At 65.9% G+C, this 18,503-nt stretch carries 15 protein-coding genes and 3 tRNA genes; 3 read left to right on the top strand and 15 right to left on the bottom strand.

Annotated features, from left to right (window positions below):
- Positions 1-197: 197 nt before the first annotated feature.
- The 11 genes from ED208_RS09045 to uvrB form a co-directional block, all read right to left on the bottom strand.
- A tRNA-Pro gene (locus tag ED208_RS09045) sits at positions 198-274 on the bottom strand.
- Between the two features lie 45 nt (positions 275-319).
- Entirely contained in the window at positions 320-751 is a 432-nt protein-coding gene (locus ED208_RS09040; protein WP_123211550.1) for a MerR family transcriptional regulator, read from the bottom strand.
- Entirely contained in the window at positions 735-1,031 is a 297-nt protein-coding gene (locus tag ED208_RS09035) for an integration host factor subunit alpha (RefSeq protein ID WP_123211671.1), read from the bottom strand. The genes ED208_RS09040 and ED208_RS09035 overlap by 17 nt, the downstream gene beginning before the upstream one ends.
- Positions 1,032-1,064: 33 nt before the next feature.
- Positions 1,065-3,440 carry a phenylalanine--tRNA ligase subunit beta gene (gene pheT, locus ED208_RS09030; protein WP_123211549.1) on the bottom strand — a complete coding sequence of 792 codons (2,376 nt, stop codon included), beginning with the start codon at positions 3,438-3,440 and terminating at the stop codon, positions 1,065-1,067.
- Between the two features lie 11 nt (positions 3,441-3,451).
- The gene (pheS, locus tag ED208_RS09025) at positions 3,452-4,453 is read right to left on the bottom strand and encodes a phenylalanine--tRNA ligase subunit alpha (RefSeq protein ID WP_123211548.1); all 1,002 of its coding nucleotides are present in this window, start codon (positions 4,451-4,453) and stop codon (positions 3,452-3,454) included.
- A 72-nt stretch (positions 4,454-4,525) separates the two neighbouring features.
- Positions 4,526-4,885, bottom strand: a complete 360-nt coding sequence (gene rplT / locus ED208_RS09020; RefSeq protein WP_123211547.1) for a 50S ribosomal protein L20 — start codon at positions 4,883-4,885, stop codon at positions 4,526-4,528.
- A gap of 28 nt (positions 4,886-4,913) precedes the next feature.
- Positions 4,914-5,111 carry a 50S ribosomal protein L35 gene (rpmI, locus tag ED208_RS09015; RefSeq protein WP_123211546.1) on the bottom strand — a complete coding sequence of 66 codons (198 nt, stop codon included), beginning with the start codon at positions 5,109-5,111 and terminating at the stop codon, positions 4,914-4,916.
- A gap of 173 nt (positions 5,112-5,284) precedes the next feature.
- A complete protein-coding gene (infC, locus tag ED208_RS09010) occupies positions 5,285-5,818 on the bottom strand; it encodes a translation initiation factor IF-3 (protein WP_123211670.1) in 534 nt (177 codons plus the stop codon).
- A gap of 88 nt (positions 5,819-5,906) precedes the next feature.
- A complete protein-coding gene (locus ED208_RS17305) occupies positions 5,907-7,136 on the bottom strand; it encodes an EAL domain-containing protein (RefSeq protein ID WP_158608492.1) in 1,230 nt (409 codons plus the stop codon).
- Positions 7,137-7,276: 140 nt separating this feature from the next.
- A tRNA-Val gene (locus ED208_RS09000) sits at positions 7,277-7,353 on the bottom strand.
- Between the two features lie 60 nt (positions 7,354-7,413).
- Positions 7,414-9,498 carry an excinuclease ABC subunit UvrB gene (gene uvrB, locus ED208_RS08995; RefSeq protein ID WP_123211544.1) on the bottom strand — a complete coding sequence of 695 codons (2,085 nt, stop codon included), beginning with the start codon at positions 9,496-9,498 and terminating at the stop codon, positions 7,414-7,416.
- 147 nt (positions 9,499-9,645) lie between these two features.
- On the opposite strand from uvrB, the gene ED208_RS08990 reads away from it, so the two are divergent.
- A complete protein-coding gene (locus ED208_RS08990) occupies positions 9,646-10,917 on the top strand; it encodes an Hsp70 family protein (protein WP_123211543.1) in 1,272 nt (423 codons plus the stop codon).
- On the opposite strand, the gene ED208_RS08985 is transcribed toward ED208_RS08990, so the two are convergent.
- Positions 10,906-14,130 (bottom strand): efflux RND transporter permease subunit, encoded by a 3,225-nt coding sequence (locus ED208_RS08985; RefSeq protein ID WP_123211542.1) that lies wholly within the window; start codon positions 14,128-14,130, stop codon positions 10,906-10,908. The genes ED208_RS08990 and ED208_RS08985 overlap by 12 nt on opposite strands.
- A 25-nt stretch (positions 14,131-14,155) precedes the next feature.
- On the bottom strand, positions 14,156-15,358 hold the full coding sequence (locus ED208_RS08980) for an efflux RND transporter periplasmic adaptor subunit (protein ID WP_123211541.1): 1,203 nt from the start codon (positions 15,356-15,358) through the stop codon (positions 14,156-14,158).
- 235 nt (positions 15,359-15,593) lie between these two features.
- Between ED208_RS08980 and ED208_RS08975 the strand changes: the two genes are divergently transcribed.
- Together ED208_RS08975 and ED208_RS08970 are read left to right on the top strand one after the other, a co-directional pair.
- Positions 15,594-16,775: a pyridoxal phosphate-dependent aminotransferase gene (locus ED208_RS08975; RefSeq protein ID WP_123211540.1), complete on the top strand. Its 1,182-nt coding sequence runs from the start codon at positions 15,594-15,596 to the stop codon at positions 16,773-16,775.
- Between the two features lie 66 nt (positions 16,776-16,841).
- Positions 16,842-16,917 (top strand) — tRNA-Asn (locus ED208_RS08970).
- 174 nt (positions 16,918-17,091) lie between these two features.
- Here the strand turns inward: ED208_RS08970 and ED208_RS08965 are convergent.
- Positions 17,092-18,279: a DUF3570 domain-containing protein gene (locus tag ED208_RS08965; protein ID WP_123211539.1), complete on the bottom strand. Its 1,188-nt coding sequence runs from the start codon at positions 18,277-18,279 to the stop codon at positions 17,092-17,094.
- Positions 18,279-18,497, bottom strand: coding sequence for a DUF4266 domain-containing protein (locus ED208_RS08960; RefSeq protein ID WP_233574958.1), 219 nt, complete (start codon positions 18,495-18,497; stop codon positions 18,279-18,281). Before ED208_RS08960 ends, ED208_RS08965 begins: the two co-directional genes overlap by 1 nt.
- Between the last annotated feature and the right edge of the window lie 6 nt (positions 18,498-18,503).

Below are 18,503 nucleotides of genomic sequence, written 5' to 3'. Positions count from 1 at the left end.
TGCCTCCCGCGCTGACCCCAGCCTCCTGGCAAGTCTTCCCCGGCATCCTGCACGGGAAGAAGCTCTGATGGCTGAACTATCGGCGCGGGAACCGCTTTGAGCAGAAGATCGCCAACAGCCGCGAGCAAAAGCCCGACGGACGGCGAAAACGACAAAGCCCGCCGAAGCGGGCTTTGCTGCAAAGCGGGGAATGAAGTTGGTCGGCGCGAGAGGATTTGAACCTCCGACCACTACCACCCCAAGGTAGTGCGCTACCAGGCTGCGCTACGCGCCGAACCAGACCATAAGTGTAGCCGAAGTAGCGGCTCAGCCGAAAGCTTTAGACCGGCCAGCGCTTCAACAAATCTTCCAGTTCGGTGCGAATGTCGTGCAGCTTTTCCTTACGCGCGGCCGCAGCGGCGGGTGATGGCCGGGCCGGACCGGCAACCGGCATCAAGGGTGCGACCGACGCGGCGGCGACCTCGACGCGCTCGGCGCGCGCTTCGCGCAGGCGCTGGCGGGCGCCGCCGATGGTGAAGCCCTGTTCGTAGAGCAGACTGCGGATGCGCCGCACCATCTCGACGTCGTCAAACTGGTAGTAGCGACGGTTGCCGCGCCGCTTGATGGGCTTGAGCTGCGGGAACTCCTGCTCCCAGTAGCGCAGCACGTGCGGCTTGATGCCGCAGATCTCGCTGACCTCGCCGATGGCGAAGTAGCGCTTGCGGGGAATTTCCGCCGGGGACAGCGGCAACGGCTCAGCCTTCGCTTTCATCGATGCTGACCCTCAGGCGGAGCTTCTGACCTGGACGGAAAGTAACCACCCGGCGGGCGGAAATGGGGATCTCCTGACCGGTCTTGGGATTGCGCCCAGGGCGCTGATTCTTGGTGCGCAGCTCGAAATTGCCGAAGCCGGAAAGCTTGACCTCTTCGCCGGCTTCCAGGCGCGTGCGCATCTCTTCAAAGAAGAGATCCACGAACTCCTTGGCTTCGCGCTTGTTCAAGCCCAGCTCTTCGAACAAAGCGTCGGCCAGCTCCGCCTTCGTCAACGTCACCGCCACCGGCTCCCAAAGTTGCGAAAAATGTCGTTATTCCCTCAACACGGCGCCGAGGTCGCGGGCCAATGCCGAGGTCACCCTTGCGATGGCCGCATCGATATCCTCGACGGTTAGGGTGCGGGAATAATCTTGGAAAATCAATCCCAAAGCGACACTCTTTGATCCTTCACGCAAACCCTGGCCACGGTAGACGTCGAACAAGCGCAAGCTGCTGAGACTGGGGCCGGCGGTGGCGCGGACGAGGTCCAGCAGGGCCTGGGCCGGCACCGCCTCGTCGACCACTACGGCGAGATCGCGACGGGAGGCCGGGAACTCCGACACCGGCCGGGCGGCCGGCACCGAGGCCTGGGACAGCTGCGCCCAGTCCAGCTCGAACAGCAGCGGTGCCGCCGGCAGGTCCAGCTCGCGGGCCAGTACCGGGTGCAGCTCGCCGTAGACGCCGACCTCGATGCCGTCGCGCAGCAGGCGGGCGGTACGACCGGGATGCAGGGCCGGATGGCGACCGGCCTCGAAGCGGAAACGCGCCGCCTCACCGCCGAAGATGGCGCAGACCGCTTCGAGATCGGCCTTGATGTCGTAGAAGTCGACCGGCCGGCTGCCGACGCCCCACTGCTCGTCCAGCAAAGGGCCGCTCGCGAGACCGGCCAGACGGGGGGTCTCGACGATGCCTTCGGTGTTTTCGGCGAAGGTGGCAGCCAGCTCGAAGAAGCGGGCGCGCTTGTTCTGGCGCTGGTGATTGTGCAGCCAGGCGCCAATCAGGCCGCTCCAGAGGCTGGTCCGCATCACGCCCATGGTCTCGGCGATCGGATTGTCGAGCGGGATGCCGGTGAACTCCGGCGTCAGCCGCGCCTGCAGCTTGGCGTCGACGAAGCTGTAGGTCACCGCCTCCTGCCAGCCACGGGCGACCAGCGCGTCCTTGATCCGGACCGAGGGACGCAGGGCTTCCGACTGCACGGCCGGCGACAGAGCAGCGGCATAGGGCAGCACCGGGATGTTCTCGTAGCCGTGGAGGCGCGCCACCTCCTCGATCAGGTCCTGCTCGATGGCCAGATCGAAGCGCCAACTGGGCGGCGTGCACAGCCACTCGCCATCGCCGGCAGCGGTCAGCGCGATGCCAAGACGGCGCAGCAGGGTCTCCACCTCGGAGGCAGGCACCTCGCAACCGAGTAGCGCCAGCAGGCGCGCATGCCGCAGGCGGATCGCCGCCACCGCCGGACGCTCCGCGCCGGCGAAGCTGATCGGGCCAACCTGCCCGCCGCAGATCACCAGGGTCAGCGCCGTGGCGCGTTCCAGCGCCTCGCGATGCAGGGCCGGGTCGACGCCGCGCTCAAAGCGATAGGCAGCGTCGGAGCTGAGCTTGTGGCGGCGGGCGACGCCGGCAATCGCCGCCGGCGTGAAGGCGGCGGACTCGAAGAAGATCGCGGTGGTGCCCTCGCCCACGCCGGACTCGGCGCCGCCCATGACGCCGGCCAGTGCCACCGGCACCTCGCCGCTGGTAATCAACAGCTCGTCACGCAGTTGGACGGTGTCGTCATTGAGCAGCTTGATGGTCTCGCCGGCACGCGCACGCCGCACCCGGATCGGGCCGGACAGCTTGGCGAGATCGAAGGCATGCAGCGGCTGCCCCAGCTCGATCAGCACGTAATTGGTGATGTCCACCACCGGGTGGATGCTGCGGATGCCGGAGCGGCGCAGCTTTTCGCGCATCCAGTCCGGCGTCCGCGCGGCCGGATTCAGGCCGCTGATGACGCGGCCGGAGTAGGCCGTGCAATCAGCCGCGCTATCGACCGCCACCGCCAGCGTCTGTTCGCTGTCGAGCGTCGCCGCGCTCACCGCCGGCCGGCAGGCTTCTAGGCCATACAGGGCCGCCACCTCACGCGCCAAGCCCGCGACCGACAGGCAGTCCCCACGGTTCGGGGTCAGCTCCAGGGTCAGCAGGCCGTCCTCGAGTTGCAGATAGGTTTCGATGGGCGTGCCCGGCACCGCGCTGTCGTCGAGTTCCAGCAGGCCTTCGGACTTGTCCGACAACGCCAGCTCCTTGGCTGAGCAGAGCATGCCGCTGGAGTCGACGCCGCGCAGCTTGGCGTCCTTGATCTCCATGCCACCGGGCAGCTTTGCGCCCGGCAGCGCGCAGGGCACGCAGAGGCCAGCGCGGGCGTTGGGCGCGCCGCAGACGATCTGGCGCGGCTGGCCATCACCGACATCGACGCTGCAAACCTGCAGACGGTCGGCCTGCGGATGCCGCTCGGCGCTGAGGATGCGCCCGACCACCACGCCGCTGGCTCGCTCGGCGAGCAGGGGCGCCGCCTCGCATTCGAGGCCAGCGAGGTTGAGCTTATGAGCGAGTTCGGCGGCGGTAACAGGCGGATTCGCCCATTCGCGCAGCCAGCGTTCGGAGACTTGCATGGCTGGCTCTCTTACTTGAATTGTTCGAGGAAGCGGACGTCGTTCTGGAAGAAGTCGCGCAGATCGCTGACGCCGTAGCGCAGCATGGCCATGCGCTCCACGCCCATGCCGAAGGCATAGCCGGTGTAGCGCTCGGGATCGATGTTCACCGCCTTCAGCACGTTGGGGTGGACCATGCCGCAGCCCATCACCTCCAGCCAGCGCGGCCCCTTATCCGGGTCGTCCCATTTGATGTGCACGTCGGCACCGGGCTCCACGAAGGGGAAGTAGCTGGGGCGGAACAGCGCTTCCACCTCGCGCTCGAAAAAGCGCGAAAGGAAGGTGACGATGTCGTACTTGAGGTCGGCGAAGCTGACCTTCTCGGCCACGTACAGGCCCTCGACCTGATGGAACATCGGGCTGTGGGTGCGATCGTAGTCGACGCGATAGACCCGCCCCGGGCAGATGATACGGATCGGCGGCGTGCACGACAGCATGGTCCGCACCTGCACCGGACTGGTGTGCGTGCGCAGCAGGCGGCTGCCGTTCTTGAGATAGAAGGTGTCCTGCATCGCCCGCGCCGGATGGCTTTCGGGAATGTTGAGCGCCTGGAAGTTGTGGAAATCGTCCTCGATCTCCGGCCCTTCGACGGTCTCGAAACCGAGATCGTTGAACAGCCGCGAGATGCGGGCGATGGTGCGGCTGATCGGGTGCAGGCCGCCCACGGTCTCGCCACGGCCGGGCAGCGTCACGTCCAGGGTTTCCGAAGCCAGCTTGCGACTCAGCTCCGCCTCGGCCAGCGTCTTCGCGCGGCCATCCAGCGCCTGGTTCACCGCGTCACGGACCCGGTTGACGCGCTCGCCAAAGGCCTTGCGCTCGTCCGGGGCCATGCCGCCCAGGCTCTTCAGCAACTCGGTCACCCGGCCCTTCTTGCCGAGCAGGTCGACCCGCAGCGCTTCCAGCGCCCGGGCGTCGGCGCTGGCGGCGATGTCCGCCTGCGCTTGGGTTTGCAGTTCGAGAAGTGGGTCGCTCATTTCGCTAAGGTCCACAAACAAAAAGGGGGAACGGCAGACCTGCCGCTCCCCCGCTTGATGCTAGTCGCGCGATCAGGCGGCGAGCTTGGCCTTGGCCTGCTCAACCAGACCCGCAAACGCCGGCTTGTCGCTGACAGCCAGTTCCGCCAGGACCTTGCGGTCCAGCTCGATGCCGGCCAGCTTCAGGCCGTGGATGAACTTGCTGTAGGACAGACCGCTCTCGCGGGCGGCGGCATTGATGCGCTGGGCCCAGAGGGCGCGGAACTCGCGCTTCTTGACGCGACGGTCGCGGAAGGCGTACTGGCCAGCCTTGATGACCGCCTGCTTGGCGACGCGGAAGACGCGCGAACGGGCGCCGTAGTAGCCCTTCGCCGCGTTGAGGATTTTCTTGTGACGGGCCTTGGCGGTAACGCCACGCTTGACACGAGCCATGGTGATTCTCCTTTAGATGGGGGTGGCGTTAGGCGTAGGGAAGCATCTGCTTCACTTCGGCCACGTCCGACGGGTGGACCTGGGTTTCGCCGCGCAAATGGCGGATGGTCTTGCCCGACATCTTGGTGAGAATGTGGCGCTTGAACGCGTGACCACGCTTGAAACCACCCTTGCCGGTGGCCGAAAAGCGCTTGGCAGCGCCCTTCTTGGTTTTCAACTTCGGCATCTTGATGCTCCTGATGTCTGCATTTTTTAACCGGCTTCACATCCCACGACATCAAAACGGGAGCTGACCGGGCTTGCTGAAAAATCCAGCAAGGCTTCGGGTGCTGCTGAAAACCACGTCGGTCTGCTCTGGCTGACCGACCCATCTGGCCGCCCCGCCATGCGGGGACCGCCCTACTTCTTCTTCGGCCCCATCACCATGACGGCTTGGCGACCTTCCATCCTGGGGTGCTGCTCGACCACCGCAAGCTCGATCAAGTCGGCCTTGATGCGTTCGATCATCTGCAGGCCGATCTCCTGGTGGGCCATTTCGCGGCCCTTGTAGCGCAGGTTGATCTTGACCTTGTCCCCCTCTTCCAGAAAGCCCCTGATCTGCCGCAACTTGGTGTTGTAGTCCGCCTCTTCGGTACCGGGGCGAAACTTCATTTCCTTGATCTGGATCTGCTTCTGCTTCTTGCGCGCGGCCTGTTGCTGCTTGTCCTTCTGATACAGGAACTTGCCGTAATCCATGATCTTGCAGACCGGCGGTTCGGCGTTGGGGGAGATTTCCACCAACTCCAGACCCTCGGCAACCGCCATGGCGATCGCTTCGCGTGTGGGGATCACGCCAATCTGTGCACCGTCGGAGCCAATCACACGTACGCGGGGTACGTTGATCTCCTCATTGCGACGATCCTGCTTTTCTGTCGAGATAACTAAATCCTCCAGCCGAAACCCGGACGGGCGGCCAAAAATAAAGGTCGCGGATGATATTCGAGCAGCCCACCTCAAGACAAGCTGGGCTGGCGCCGCCGGCTCAGGGCGCCCGTGCTGGCAGCAATTCGTCCAGGGGGGCGGGTCGGGCAAAGTAGAAACCTTGCGCGAAATCGACGCCCAGATCACTGGCCTGCTGGGCCTGGTCGGCGGTTTCCACGCCCTCGACCACCACCTCCAGCCCCAACTCGTGGGCCATGCCGACGATGCCGCGCACCACTTTCTCGCTGGCCCGGCTCACCGAGATACCGCGCACGAAGGAGCGGTCCAGCTTCATCGCCTGCACGTCGAACAGATGCAGATAGGACAGCGAGCAATAACCGGTACCGAAGTCGTCGAGCACCACCGGTACTCCCAGCTCCCGGCAGCGGACGATGAAATCCTGCATCAGCGCCACATTGCCGATCATCAGCGACTCGGTGACCTCCAGCTTCAGCCGGCAGTGCCGACCGTGCAGGCGCGCCACCTGTGACGCCAGCAGTGGCAGCAACTCCGGATCCTGCAACTGCCGGGCTGACAGGTTGACGTTCATGAACAAGGGCGTGTCGACGGACTCCCCCAGCCCGGATTGCGCCAAGCGCAGCAGGCCGTCCACCGCAGTTTCCAGCACCCAGCGTCCAATCGGCCAGATCAGGTCCGAGCTTTCGGCGATCGGAATGAACTCGGCCGGTGGCACGCGGCTGCCGTCCGGCTTGATCCAGCGAATCAGCGCTTCATAGCCAGCCACCGGCCCCGCTGGCAGACGCAGTACCGGCTGGAAGTACAGCTGGAACTCGCGGCGCTGCAAGGCCAGTTCCATGGCCTGCTCGATCCGTACCCGGCCGAAGGCCAGGCGCCGGTCGTTGGCCGCCAGTTCCTCGGCGATAAGGTCGGCGCCGTTGCTCGGTGCCGGCCCCGGACGATGGCGCTGCAGCAGTTCGCGACTGCGCAGCACCAGGGTGCGCAGCAGATGCCGGGTCAGTGGGTCGGCGCTTTCCAGCCGCTCGCGCAGGTGGTCGGGAGTGATCACCAGCAGCCGCGTCGCCTCCAAGGCCACCGCCGAGGCGCTGCGCCGGCTGTCACCCAGCAGCGCCATTTCGCCGAACAGCTCGTTTTCAGTGAGCCGGGCGATAGTGTGGCGGCCGTCGGCATCCTCGGCGTAAATCTCAACGACCCCGACGTCAATCACGTAAGCGGCGTCGCCGTGCTCGCCTTGCCGGAACAAGACTTCCCCGGCCTCGACCAGCCGGCAGTAGCGCTCCTCTATTGCCCCCCGCAGGAGCGGAATGTCCATCCGCTGCACCCTATTTTTGGTTTGGTTATGGATGATGGCATCGGCCTGAAAGCACTGGCAAACCCAGCAAGCCGCAGGGCCAGGAACCAGCACCGGCCAGCACCAACGAAAAACCCCGCCGGAGCGGGGTTTTCGTGTTTTGGTAGGCGCGATTGGACTCGAACCAACGACCCCCACCATGTCAAGGTGGTGCTCTAACCAGCTGAGCTACACGCCCAAAAGTTCGTTCGAGGGCGCGAAGAATACTGTCCCGCCTCGCAAAGGGCAACCCGTCGCGCTAAACCACCGCCGAACGCAGAGCCGCCTCCCGCAACTGTCGGATCTGGTCGCGCAGGCGGGCCGCCTTCTCGAACTCCAGATTCAGCGCCGCCTGCTTCATCTCCTTTTCCAGGCGGACGATGTTGCGGCCCAGCTTCGCCGGGTCCTCGTAGCTGACCAGCGGCTCGGCCGCCTTGGGCAGCTCGCGGGCGCCGCCCTTGCGCCGGTCCTCGGGCAGGGTTTCGTAGCCGAGGCGCATGACGTCCTGCACCTTCTTCTTGACGCCGCGCGGGGTGATGCCCTGCGCGAGGTTGAAGCTCACCTGCTTCTCGCGCCGGCGATTGGTTTCGCCGATAGCCTTCTTCATCGACTCGGTCATCTGGTCGGCGTAGAGGATGGCGCGGCCATTGAGGTTGCGCGCCGCACGGCCGATGGTTTGGATCAGCGAACGTTCGGAGCGCAGGAAGCCCTCCTTGTCGGCATCAAGGATGGCCACCAGAGAAACCTCGGGAATATCCAGGCCCTCGCGCAGCAGATTGATGCCGACCAGCACGTCGAACACGCCCAGGCGCAGGTCGCGGATGATCTCGGCGCGCTCGACCGTGTCGATGTCGGAATGCAGATAGCGCACCTTCACGCTGTGCTCGTCGAGGTAATCGGTCAGATCCTCGGCCATGCGCTTGGTCAGCACGGTGATCAGCACCCGCTCCTGCCGCTCCACCCGCAGCCGGATTTCGCCCAGCACGTCGTCGACCTGGCTCAGCGCCGGCCGCACCTCCACCTGGGGATCGACCAGGCCGGTGGGCCGCACCACCTGTTCGACCACCTGCCCGTCCGACTTCTTCAGTTCATACGGACCCGGCGTCGCCGAGACGTAGATGGTCTGCGGGCAGATGCGCTCGAACTCCTCGAACTTCAGCGGCCGGTTGTCGAGCGCCGAAGGCAGACGGAAGCCGTACTCGACCAGGGTTTCCTTGCGCGCCCGGTCACCCTTGTACATGCCGCCGATCTGCGGGACGGTCACGTGCGACTCGTCAAGCACCACCAGGGCATCGGGCGGCAGGTAGTCGAACAGACAGGGTGGCGGCTCACCGGCTTTTTTGCCGGACAGATAACGACTGTAATTCTCGATGCCCTTGCAGTAGCCGATCTCCTGGATCATCTCCAGATCGAAGTGGGTGCGCTGCTCGATGCGTTGTGCCTCCACCAGCTTGTTCACCGAGCGGAAGTAGGCGATGCGCTCCTGCAACTCGGTCTTGATGGTCCCCATCATGCCCAGCGTGCGCTCGCGCGGCGTCACGTAGTGGCTGCCGGCGTAGACGCTGACCCGGGGCACCCGCCGCAGTATCGCGCCGGTGAGCGGATCGAAATAGGCGATGCTGTCCACCTCGCCATCGAACAGCTCGATGCGCACCGCCTCATCGTCGGATTCCGCCGCGTAGATGTCGATCACCTCGCCACGCACCCGGAACTGGCCGCGTTCCAGCACCGTTTCGTTGCGGGTGTACTGCATGGCGGTGAGCTGCAGGATGATGTCGCGCTGGCTGATGCGGTCGCCCTTGACCACGTGCAGCACCATCTGGAAGTAGCTCTCGGGGTCGCCCAGGCCGTAGATCGCCGAGACGCTGGCGATGATGATGGCGTCGCGCCGCTCGATCAGCGCCTTGGTCGCCGACAGACGCATCTGCTCGATGTGCTCGTTTACCGCCGAGTCCTTCTCGATGAAGGTGTCGGAGGACGGCACATAGGCTTCCGGCTGGTAATAGTCGTAATAGGAGACGAAGTACTCGACGGCGTTGTCGGGGAAAAACTCCTTGAACTCGCCGTAGAGCTGCGCCGCCAGGGTCTTGTTCGGCGCCATGATCAGACAGGGCCGCTGCACCTGCTGGATGACGTTGGCGATGGTGTAGGTCTTGCCGGAGCCGGTGACGCCGAGCAGGGTCTGGTGCGCCAGACCGTCGTTGAGTCCCTGCACCAGGCCGGCGATGGCGGCCGGCTGATCGCCCGCCGGCGGCCACTCCTGCTTGAGCTGGAACAGCAGATCCTGCCGGCGCTTGAGGCGGACCAGCTTGCCGGAGACGTGCTCGACGACCAGATCGGACATGGGAACTGACACCTGGCGAAGGGACCATCTAGTTTGCCTCAGACGAGGCGCCCCCGGCCTGCTTGCGCGCCGGCGCTAGGCGACCGGCGGTCCGCCGGGTAGACTCCGCGGCCATTTTTTTGGCCTGCGGCCCGGTTCCACCCTCCCATGACTGCCTACGCCGCCATCGACTTCGGCACCTCCAACTCGGCAGTGTGTCTGGGCATCAAGCAGAAGCGCCGGCTGGTGCCGCTGGAGCAAGGCAAGGACACCCTGCCCACGGCGGTGTTCTTCAACGCCGACGAGCAGCACACCGCCTTCGGCCGCCAGGCTCTGTCCGAATACCAGGCCGGCTACGGTGGCCGCCTGATGCGCTCGCTGAAGAGCCTGCTCGGCAGCGACCTGCTCGGCGAAACCACCCTGGTCAACGGCCGGCCGCTGGCCTACCGGGAAATCATCGCCCAGTTTCTCGCCCACCTGAAGACCGCCGCCGAGACCCAGGCCAAAGGCCCGGTCGGGCCGGTGGTGCTGGGCCGGCCGGTGCATTTCGTCGACGACAACCCCGAGCGCGACCGTCTGGCCGAGTCGACCCTGGCCGATATCGCCCGCGAGGTGGGGTTCACCGAGGTGCGCTTCCAGTACGAGCCGATCGCCGCCGCGCTCGACTACGAGTCCAAGCTGGAACGCGAGGCCCTGGTGCTGGTCGCCGACATCGGCGGCGGCACTTCCGACTTCTCGCTGGTGCGCCTGGGTCCTGGCCGTGCCGGCCGCGAGGACCGCAGCGCCGACGTGCTGGCCAGCGCTGGTGTGCATCTGGCCGGCACCGATTTCGACCAACAACTGAGCTTGGTCAGCGCCATGCCCTGCTTAGGCCTGGGCAGCCTCGGCCGCAGCGGCAAACCGGTGCCAGCCCATACCTATTTCGAGCTGGCGACCTGGCACAAGATCAACTTCCTGTACGCGCCACGCGAGCTGGCGCAGGCGGAGACGCTGCGCCCGTTCTATGCCGACGAGCGCCTGCACGCCCGCCTGATGCGGGTGCTGCGCGAGCGCGAGGGGCACCGCATCGCCGGCCTGGTGGAAGATGCCAAGGTGGCGGTCGCCAACGGCGGCAGCACCCGCATTCCGCTCGACTTCATCGAAGAGGCGCTGGCGGCCGAGGTCGATGAAGCCGGTCTCAACGGCGCCATCCAGAAGGCGGTGAGCAGCATCGCCGCCACCGCGCTGGAAACCCTGAAGCTGGCCGGGATCGCGCCCGGCGGCCTGGACGCCATCTACTTCACCGGCGGCTCCACCGGCGTGCGTGAGCTGCGCAGCGCCATCGCCGCCGCCGTGGGCGACGCCGAGGCGGTCATGGGTGACCCGTTTGCGAGCGTCGCCCGCGGCCTCGGCGTCTACGCCGGCATGCTGTTCGGCGGCAAGAAGACCTCAGTGCGGTAGCGTCGCCTCCTCCTCGTCCGGCGAGGAGCCAAACCAGCGTTTGGCACGCTCGCCGAGGGCGTAGAGGTAGGTGTAGAGCACCGGCACCACCACCAGGGTCAGCAGGCTGGAAGTGATGATGCCGCCGATCACCGCCCGCCCCATCGCCGCATTGGTTTCGCCGCTGAGGCCGGCGCCGATGGCCATCGGCAGCATGCCGAAGATCATCGCCAGCGTGGTCATCAGAATCGGCCGCAGGCGCACCTGACCGGCGTCCAGCTGCGCCTGCCGCAAGGGCTTGCCCTCGCGCAGGGCCTGGTTGGTGAAGTCCACCAGCAGGATGGCGTTCTTGGTCACCAGGCCCATCAGCATGATGAAGCCGATGATCGAGAACAGGTTCAGCGTGGTGCCGGTGATCATCAGGGCGATGAACACACCCGCCAGCGACAACGGCAGCGAGGCCATGATCGCCAGCGGCTGCAGGAAGCTGCCGAACTGCGAGGCGAGGATGATGTAGATGAAGATCACCGCCAGCCCCAGCGCCGCCAGGGCCGCTGCGAACGACTCCTCCATGTCCTGCTGCTGGCCGCCGACATCGAAGCGGTAACCCGGCGGCAGCTGGTCTTCCATCTCCTTCATCAGCTTCTTGACGTCGTTGCCGACATCACCCGCCGGCCGGCCTTCGGCACCGGCATAGAGCGAGATGCGACGCTCCAGGTCCTGGCGCTTGATCTGCTCCGGGCTGGTGGTTTCGACGAACTCCGCCACTTGCTTGAGCGGCACCAGCAGCGGCAGGCCTTGTCCATCGAGACGGTTGCTGGTCAGGTACAGCTCACCGAGGTCGCTGGCGATCTGCCGCTGGTTCTGCGGCAGACGGGCGATCACCTCGTAGTTCTGGCCGTCCGGGCCCAGCCAGTAGCTGATCTGGTCGCCAGCCACCAGCGGCCGCAGGGCGCGACCGATGCGTTCATTGGAGAGGCCCAGATCGCTGGCCAGCTCACGGTTGATGCGCACCGCGACGGTCGGGTTGGCGCCCTTCTCGCTGCTCTCCAAGTCGGCGATGCCGGGGATCTTCGCCATCTTCGCCATCAGCAGTTGCGAGATCTCGGTCAGACGGGTGGCGTCCGGCCCGAGGATGGAGACGAAGATCGGCTTGTTGAAGCCCACCGACATCTCCAGCCCCGCGATCTGCGCGACACGGTCGCGGATCGCTTTCTCGATTTCCTGCTGCGGCCGACGCTTGGTCTTCAGCACATCGGTCAGCTTGAGGTTGAGGCGCGCGTAGTTGCGACCGTCCTCGGTGCCCACCTGGGTGTCGACCAGCTCGATTTCGGGAAATGCCTTCAGCGCCTCTTCGACCTGCCGGGTCTTGGCGTCGGTGTATTCCAGACTGGAGCCGATCGGGGTGTTGATGCGCAGCGAGGTGAAACCGTCGTCGTCCTCCGGGAAGAACTCGGTGCCGATCAGCGGCACCAGCAGGAAGCTGCCGAAGAAGATCACCGCCGCCGTCCAGAGCACGATGCCACGGTTGCTGATCGTGCCGATCTGCCGCCAGTCCAGCGTGCGGGCGGCATGGGTCAGCCCGAACAACGGGAACCAGGCGCGGCGACGGCGGGTTTGCAGAGCCCAGTCCAGCGTCCGGCCGTAGACCTCGTGCAGCCAATCGACGCCGCGCTCGATGCGCTCCATCAGCCGCCCCAGCCAGGGCAGGTACTTGAAGCGGTTCTTGGGCGGATCGCGCCAGACCGCCGAGAGCATGGGGTCGAGCGTGAAGCTGACGAACAGCGACACCAGCACCGCCACCGCGACGGTGATGCCGAACTGGAAGAAGAACTTGCCGATGATGCCGCTCATGAAGGCGACCGGCACGAACACCGCCAGGATCGCGAAGGTGGTGGCCATTACCGCCAGGCCGATCTCCTCGGTGCCTTCGCGCGCCGCCTGCAAGTGAGACTTGCCCATGTTGAGGTGACGGACGATGTTCTCGCGCACCACGATGGCGTCGTCGATCAGCAGACCGATGCAGAGGCTCAAGGCCATCAGCGTCAGGAAGTTGAGCGTGAAGCCCATCGCGTAGACGACGATGAAGGTCGCGATCACCGAGATCGGCAGGGTCAGGCCGGTGATGATGGTCGAGCGCCAGGAGTGCAGGAACAGGAAGACGATCAGCACCGTCAGCAGGCCACCTTCGAGAATGGTGCGCTTGACGCTGTCCAGCGAGCCCTTCACCCACTCGGCGTTCGAGTAGATGGTGACGATCTGCACGTCTTCCGGTAGCCGCTTTTTCAGATCGACCAGGGCGTCCTGCACCGCCGCCGCAGTGTTCACCACGTTGGCGCCCTGGATCTTGAAGACGTTGAGGCTCAGCGAGGGCTTGCCGTTGAGCCGTGCCCGGGAGGTTTCCTCGGCCTCGCCATCAACCACCTCGGCGACCTGGTCGAGATGGATGGGCACCCCGCCCTGTTGCAGGTAGACCGCGCTGCCGCGGGTAGCGACGATGATCCGGCCGAACTCCGCCGGCTCCTTGATGCGGCCTTCGATACGCACCAGCTGTTCGGTGGCGCCACGGCGAATGCTGCCGGCCGGCAGATCCTGATTGGCGGCCTGGATCGCGGCGATCACTTCGTCGACGCCGATGCCGTAGCTGCGCAACTGCTCCGGCTTGAGGAAGACCTGGATCTGCCGCTCGACCGAGCCGCTGGTGGTGACGTTGCCGACGCCGGCCGCGCTCTGCAGCCGCTTGACGATCACCTGTTCGGTGAGCGTCGACAGTTCGCGCAGCGGCCGCGTCTCGGAGTACACCGCCAGGTTGATGACCGGCGAGGAGTTTTCGTCCGCCTGGGTACGGCTCACCCGTGGCGTCTTGGCCTCGCGCGGGAAGCTCGGCTGCAGGTCGGCAACCTTGTCACGCACTTCCTGGGCGGCGGCGGTGACATCGACATCCAGACGAAACTCGATGCTGAGCCAGCCCACGCCCTCGCGCGCGGTGCCGTAGATGCGCTTGACGCCGCTGACGGTGTTGACGACGTTCTCGATCGGCTTGATCAGGTCGTTCTCGATCGCCTCCGGCGCCGCGCCCGGATATTCGAGCTGGATGAACACCACCGGCACGGTGACATCCGGCATCTGCTCGACCGGCAGCCGGTTGTAGGCGAACACACCGAGCACGACCAGGGCGAACATCACCATGGTCGCGAATACGGGCTGGTTGATGCTGGTCTTGGTGATCCACATGTCGGGGCTCCGGACGCGCGGCGGCTCAGCCGCCGTTGCCGGCGGCGGCCGGCGCAGCGGCGCTCTTCAGCACCACCGCAGTGCCGGACTTGAGACTGTCCAGCCGCCCTACCACCACCACATCACCGGGTTTCAGGCCTTCCAGTACTTCGACCAGCGCGTTGTCCTCGGTCGAAAGGCCCAGCTTCACCGACTTCTGCTGCAGCTTGCCGTCGACCACCGCCATCACGTACTTCAGGCCGGCTTCGCTGCGGATCGCGGCAACCGGCACCACCGGCCCCTCGCCGCTCTGGCCGATCACCAACTCGCCCTGGGCGAACATGCCGCCGCGCAGCAACCCTGCGCTGTTGTCGAGCGACAGATAAATGAGGATGGAGCGCGAACCCTGCTCGGTGGCCGGATTGATCCGCGCTACCGTCGCTTCGAAACGCTGGTCGCCGTAGCCGTCGACGCGCACCTGCGCCTTCTGGCCGGGCTTGACCGAGGGGATTTCCGAGGCCGGCGCCGAAGCCTGCAACTCCAGCTGGGTCAGGTCCACCAGCCCGAGCAGTGGCGAATCCGACGACACCTTCTCGCCCGGCTCGGCCAGCCGGCGCGAGATGATGCCGGCGAACGGCGCGCGCACCACGGCGTCGTGCAGGCCGATCTCCGCCAGTTGCAGCTGTGCCTCGGCCAGCTTCACGTTGGCCACCGCCGACTCGTAGGTGCTCTGCGAGGTATCGAGCACGTTCTGGGCGATGAAATTCTTCTGCAACAGGCGCTGGTTGTTCTCCAGATTGAGCTTGGCCAGCGCCAGGTCGGCCTTGGCCTTCTCGAGGCCGGCACGCTGACTGGCGACCTGAGCCTGCTGGTTGCGGGTGTCGATGCGTGCCAGCACCTCGCCCTTGTTCACCGCCTGGCCTTCGCGCACCCGGACTTCCAGCAGTTCGCCACCCACCTTGGCCTTGATCGTGGTCTGCGACAGCGGGGTCAGCGAGCCGGACAGCGGCAGGCGTCGCACCAGCGAGGCGGTGCTCACGCTGGCGACATCCCCGGCGGCCAGCTCCAGCGGCCCGGTCGGCTTCTTCTCGCCCTCGGCTGCGGCGTCGGCCGGTGCTGCCGTCGGCTTGCCCGCGCCGGCGCCGGAGCGCAGCAGGAAAAACCAGGCTGCGGCGGCGATCAGCAAAATCAGCAGGATCCACTTGATCGGCGAGGCGCGCCGGGGCCGCTGTGAAAAGTCCGGAGTCATCTTGGGTCGTCCCTGTCTCTCTGAATGTGCCGTGGCGGGTTATCGCCTAGTTATGCGGATCATCGCGCCCTCCAAGGGCTGCGACCTGCCTCCGATGCGCGGGATGGTCCCGGCGTTTGAAAACATTTTCGCATCTCCGGGGAAAGACCGATTGCCAACCTCCCGGTGCAGCCGGGCAAGCCGGCTTTGCGTATCATTGCGCGCTTTTTTCCCGCAGCAGCCCTGGAGACTCCCCGTGGAACTGACCCTCGCCCAGCGCGTCGGCCGCATCAAGCCGTCCCCCACCCTTGCCGTCACCGCCAAGGCGGCGGAGCTGAAAGCGCAAGGCAAAGACGTGCTTTCCCTGGGTGCCGGCGAGCCGGACTTCGACACCCCCGCCCACATCAAGGCGGCGGCGCAGAAGGCGATGGACTCCGGCTTCACCAAGTACACCCCGGTGGGCGGCACGCCCAGCCTGAAGAAGGCCATCATCGACAAGATGAAGCGCGACAACGGCCTGGACTACAAGCCCAACCAGGTGCTGGTGTCCTGCGGCGGCAAGCAGAGCTGCTACAACCTGTGCATGGCCTACCTCAACGCCACTGACGAGGTGATCATCCCGGCACCCTACTGGGTGAGCTACCCGGACATGGTGCTGCTGGCCGATGCCACCCCGGTGATTCTCGAGACCACCGCCGCCACCCGCTTCAAGATCACCCCGGAACAGCTGGAGCGCGCCATCACCCCGCGCACCCGCATGATCTTCCTCAACAGCCCGTCCAACCCCAGCGGCATGGCCTACACCAAGGCCGAGCTGGTGGCGCTGGGCGAAGTGCTGCGCCGGCACCCGCAGGTGCTGATCGCCAGCGACGACATGTACGAGAAGATCCTCTGGACCGACGAGCCCTACAGCAACATCGTCAACGCCTGCCCGGACCTCTACGACCGCACCGTCGTGATCCACGCGGTGAGCAAGACCTATTCGATGACCGGCTGGCGCATCGGCTGGGCTTGCGGCCCGGCCAAGCTCATCACCGCGATGACCGACATCCAGAGCCAGTCCACCAGCAACCCCAATTCCATCGCCCAGGTGGCGGCGGAGGCGGCGCTGGCCGGTGACCAGTCCTGCGTCGAGGAAATGCGCCTGGTGTTCAAGGCCCGCCACGACAAGCTGGTCGCCGACCTCAACAGCATCCCCGGCGTGCGTTGCCTGCCCGGCGACGGCACCTTCTACGTATTCCCCAACGTCGAAGGGCTGATGGCCAAGCTGGGCTGCAAGACCGACCTGGAGCTGTCTGACAAGCTGCTCAACGAGGCCCTGGTGGCGCTGGTTCCGGGTTCTGCCTTCGGCACCCCGGGTCATGTCCGCCTGTCCTTCGCAACCAGCGAGAAGGTGCTCTCCGGCAGCGTCGAGCGGATCAAGGCGCTGGCCGGCTAAGGCCAGGTTCTTACGGCTTGCAGCCGTGTGGGGCGCTCACTACAATGCGCGCCCTTACCGAGTTATTCCGTGATAGCTCAGTCGGTAGAGCAAGTGACTGTTAATCACTGGGTCCCAGGTTCGAGTCCTGGTCACGGAGCCAAATCTTTCGGACGCACTGTCTGAGAAAGTACGAAAACCCCGCCGCGCTGCGGGGTTTTTTGTGGGCCGCAAACGGCTGTCGCAGCCTGCCCATGAGGAGCCCCAGGAAACTCCGTGGCAGCCGTCAGGCGACGCGGACGAGACAGCCCCGGCGCCATGGACCGCGATGCCAGGACTAGAACTGCCAGCTGACCCGCAGATCAAGGCTGGTGAACTGCACCAGCCCGGGATTCTCCAGCTCGACCTCGCCGAGCGCGTAGCCGGCCTTGGCCTGGTAATGCTCGACGCCGGCGCCTAGCAGCCAGCCGCCGAAGCGCTTGCTCACCGCCAGCCGACCGGACAGGGCTCCGAACGGCGACAGCCGGTAGTCGCTGGAGGCAAAGCCGTCGGCGCGTTCGCGACGGTAGTAGGGGGCATAGAAGTAGGCCTGGCTCTGGCTGTACCAGCGCAGCGAGGGCACCAGCTGCCAGTCGCCGGGCAGCGTCTGGTACCAGGCCAGGTCGACCGTGTGCGACTCGATCTTCCAGTCGTCGCGGTACCAACGGTAGTCGAGATGCAGAGCCGCGTTTGCGCGCGGCAGGAACTGTCGCAGCCGCCCGGTCAGCGCCCAGGCAACGCGGCCGTCCGGCCGCTCGTCGGCGGTGGTGCTGGCCGTGTCGGTGAGATACGCCAGCTTGTACGGATCGCTGAGGTAGCCGCTGTTGCCTAGATAGCTGAGGCTAGCCTGCACCACCGTCTCCGGGCCCAACACCCAGGCCAGGCCGCCATACAGGCTGTGGCTGCGCTTCTGGGCGCTGGCAATGACCGTGGGCGAACTGGCGCCGCGAGTCGGTTGCAGCGTGTCGCTGGAATAGCTGAAGCCAGCGGTATAGGTCAGCTGGCGGCCTTCCGGGCTGAAGCCAAGTTCGGCGCCGCCACTGAGCGAGCGGTAGTCGTCCTCGCTGGAATAGCCCAGCGTGGCGCTGGCATCGAGACCGTCGAGCAGGGTTTGCAGAGAGCGGTTCCAGCTGGCTTGCAGGGCCGTGCGCTGCTCCTGGATGCTGGCTCCGCTCATCACCTGCACCGGTCGCCCCTCGGCGTCCGGCAGGATGAACCAGGGCGAGGCACCGCTGAGGGTTTCGTAGTTCAGATCGAGCCCGAAGTTGCTGTCGTCCACCGCCAGGCTGGCGCGCAGCAGGTGCGTGTCGATGCGAAAGCGCGGGCTGGCACTGCCGCTGGCGCTGCGGGCCGCCGGCAGGCTGGCCTCCTCGTAGCGACTGTAGAGGTAGTCGGTTTGCAGGGTTTCGCCATCGGCGGTGGCGAGGCCCGGCAGGGCCAGTGCCGCCTGGCTGAGCGCGAGCAGGGTGGCAGAACGGGCGCGCATCAGTTGCAGCCGCAGCCGCCACCGCCCAGCACCGGGCCGCCGGTCGCGGCCTCCTTGCTGAACTGCACGTGGCGGCGATAAGCCGCCAGCAGCGGATCGGGCTCCCAGGCCATCTCCGGGCGGGCCAGATGGCCTCGCTGCCAGGGCTGAACCGGCTGCAGGCTGCAGGCGCTGGCGAGCGGCACCATCAGCAGGCCGAGCAGCAGTCTGTGCTTCATGACCAT

The organism is Stagnimonas aquatica, assembly GCF_003730135.1.
GTDB classification, from domain to species: Bacteria; Pseudomonadota; Gammaproteobacteria; order Nevskiales; family Nevskiaceae; genus Stagnimonas; species Stagnimonas aquatica.
This window is presented reverse-complemented; position numbering and strand designations above follow the sequence as displayed.

What these genes read in the sequence shown, in the direction of transcription:
- ED208_RS08985 (WP_123211542.1), bottom strand. Translation starts at nt 14,130, where the DNA reads ATGTGGATCACCAAGACCAGCATCAACCAGCCCGTATTCGCGACCATG.
- rpmI (WP_123211546.1), bottom strand. Translation starts at nt 5,111, where the DNA reads ATGCCGAAGTTGAAAACCAAGAAGGGCGCTGCCAAGCGCTTTTCGGCC.
- pheT (WP_123211549.1), bottom strand. Translation starts at nt 3,440, where the DNA reads ATGCAAGTCTCCGAACGCTGGCTGCGCGAATGGGCGAATCCGCCTGTT.
- ED208_RS08980 (WP_123211541.1), bottom strand. Translation starts at nt 15,358, where the DNA reads ATGACTCCGGACTTTTCACAGCGGCCCCGGCGCGCCTCGCCGATCAAG.
- pheS (WP_123211548.1), bottom strand. Translation starts at nt 4,453, where the DNA reads ATGAGCGACCCACTTCTCGAACTGCAAACCCAAGCGCAGGCGGACATC.
- ED208_RS08990 (WP_123211543.1), top strand. Translation starts at nt 9,646, where the DNA reads ATGACTGCCTACGCCGCCATCGACTTCGGCACCTCCAACTCGGCAGTG.
- ED208_RS08960 (WP_233574958.1), bottom strand. Translation starts at nt 18,497, where the DNA reads ATGAAGCACAGACTGCTGCTCGGCCTGCTGATGGTGCCGCTCGCCAGC.
- ED208_RS17305 (WP_158608492.1), bottom strand. Translation starts at nt 7,136, where the DNA reads ATGGACATTCCGCTCCTGCGGGGGGCAATAGAGGAGCGCTACTGCCGG.
- uvrB (WP_123211544.1), bottom strand. Translation starts at nt 9,498, where the DNA reads ATGTCCGATCTGGTCGTCGAGCACGTCTCCGGCAAGCTGGTCCGCCTC.
- ED208_RS08965 (WP_123211539.1), bottom strand. Translation starts at nt 18,279, where the DNA reads ATGCGCGCCCGTTCTGCCACCCTGCTCGCGCTCAGCCAGGCGGCACTG.
- rplT (WP_123211547.1), bottom strand. Translation starts at nt 4,885, where the DNA reads ATGGCTCGTGTCAAGCGTGGCGTTACCGCCAAGGCCCGTCACAAGAAA.
- ED208_RS09040 (WP_123211550.1), bottom strand. Translation starts at nt 751, where the DNA reads ATGAAAGCGAAGGCTGAGCCGTTGCCGCTGTCCCCGGCGGAAATTCCC.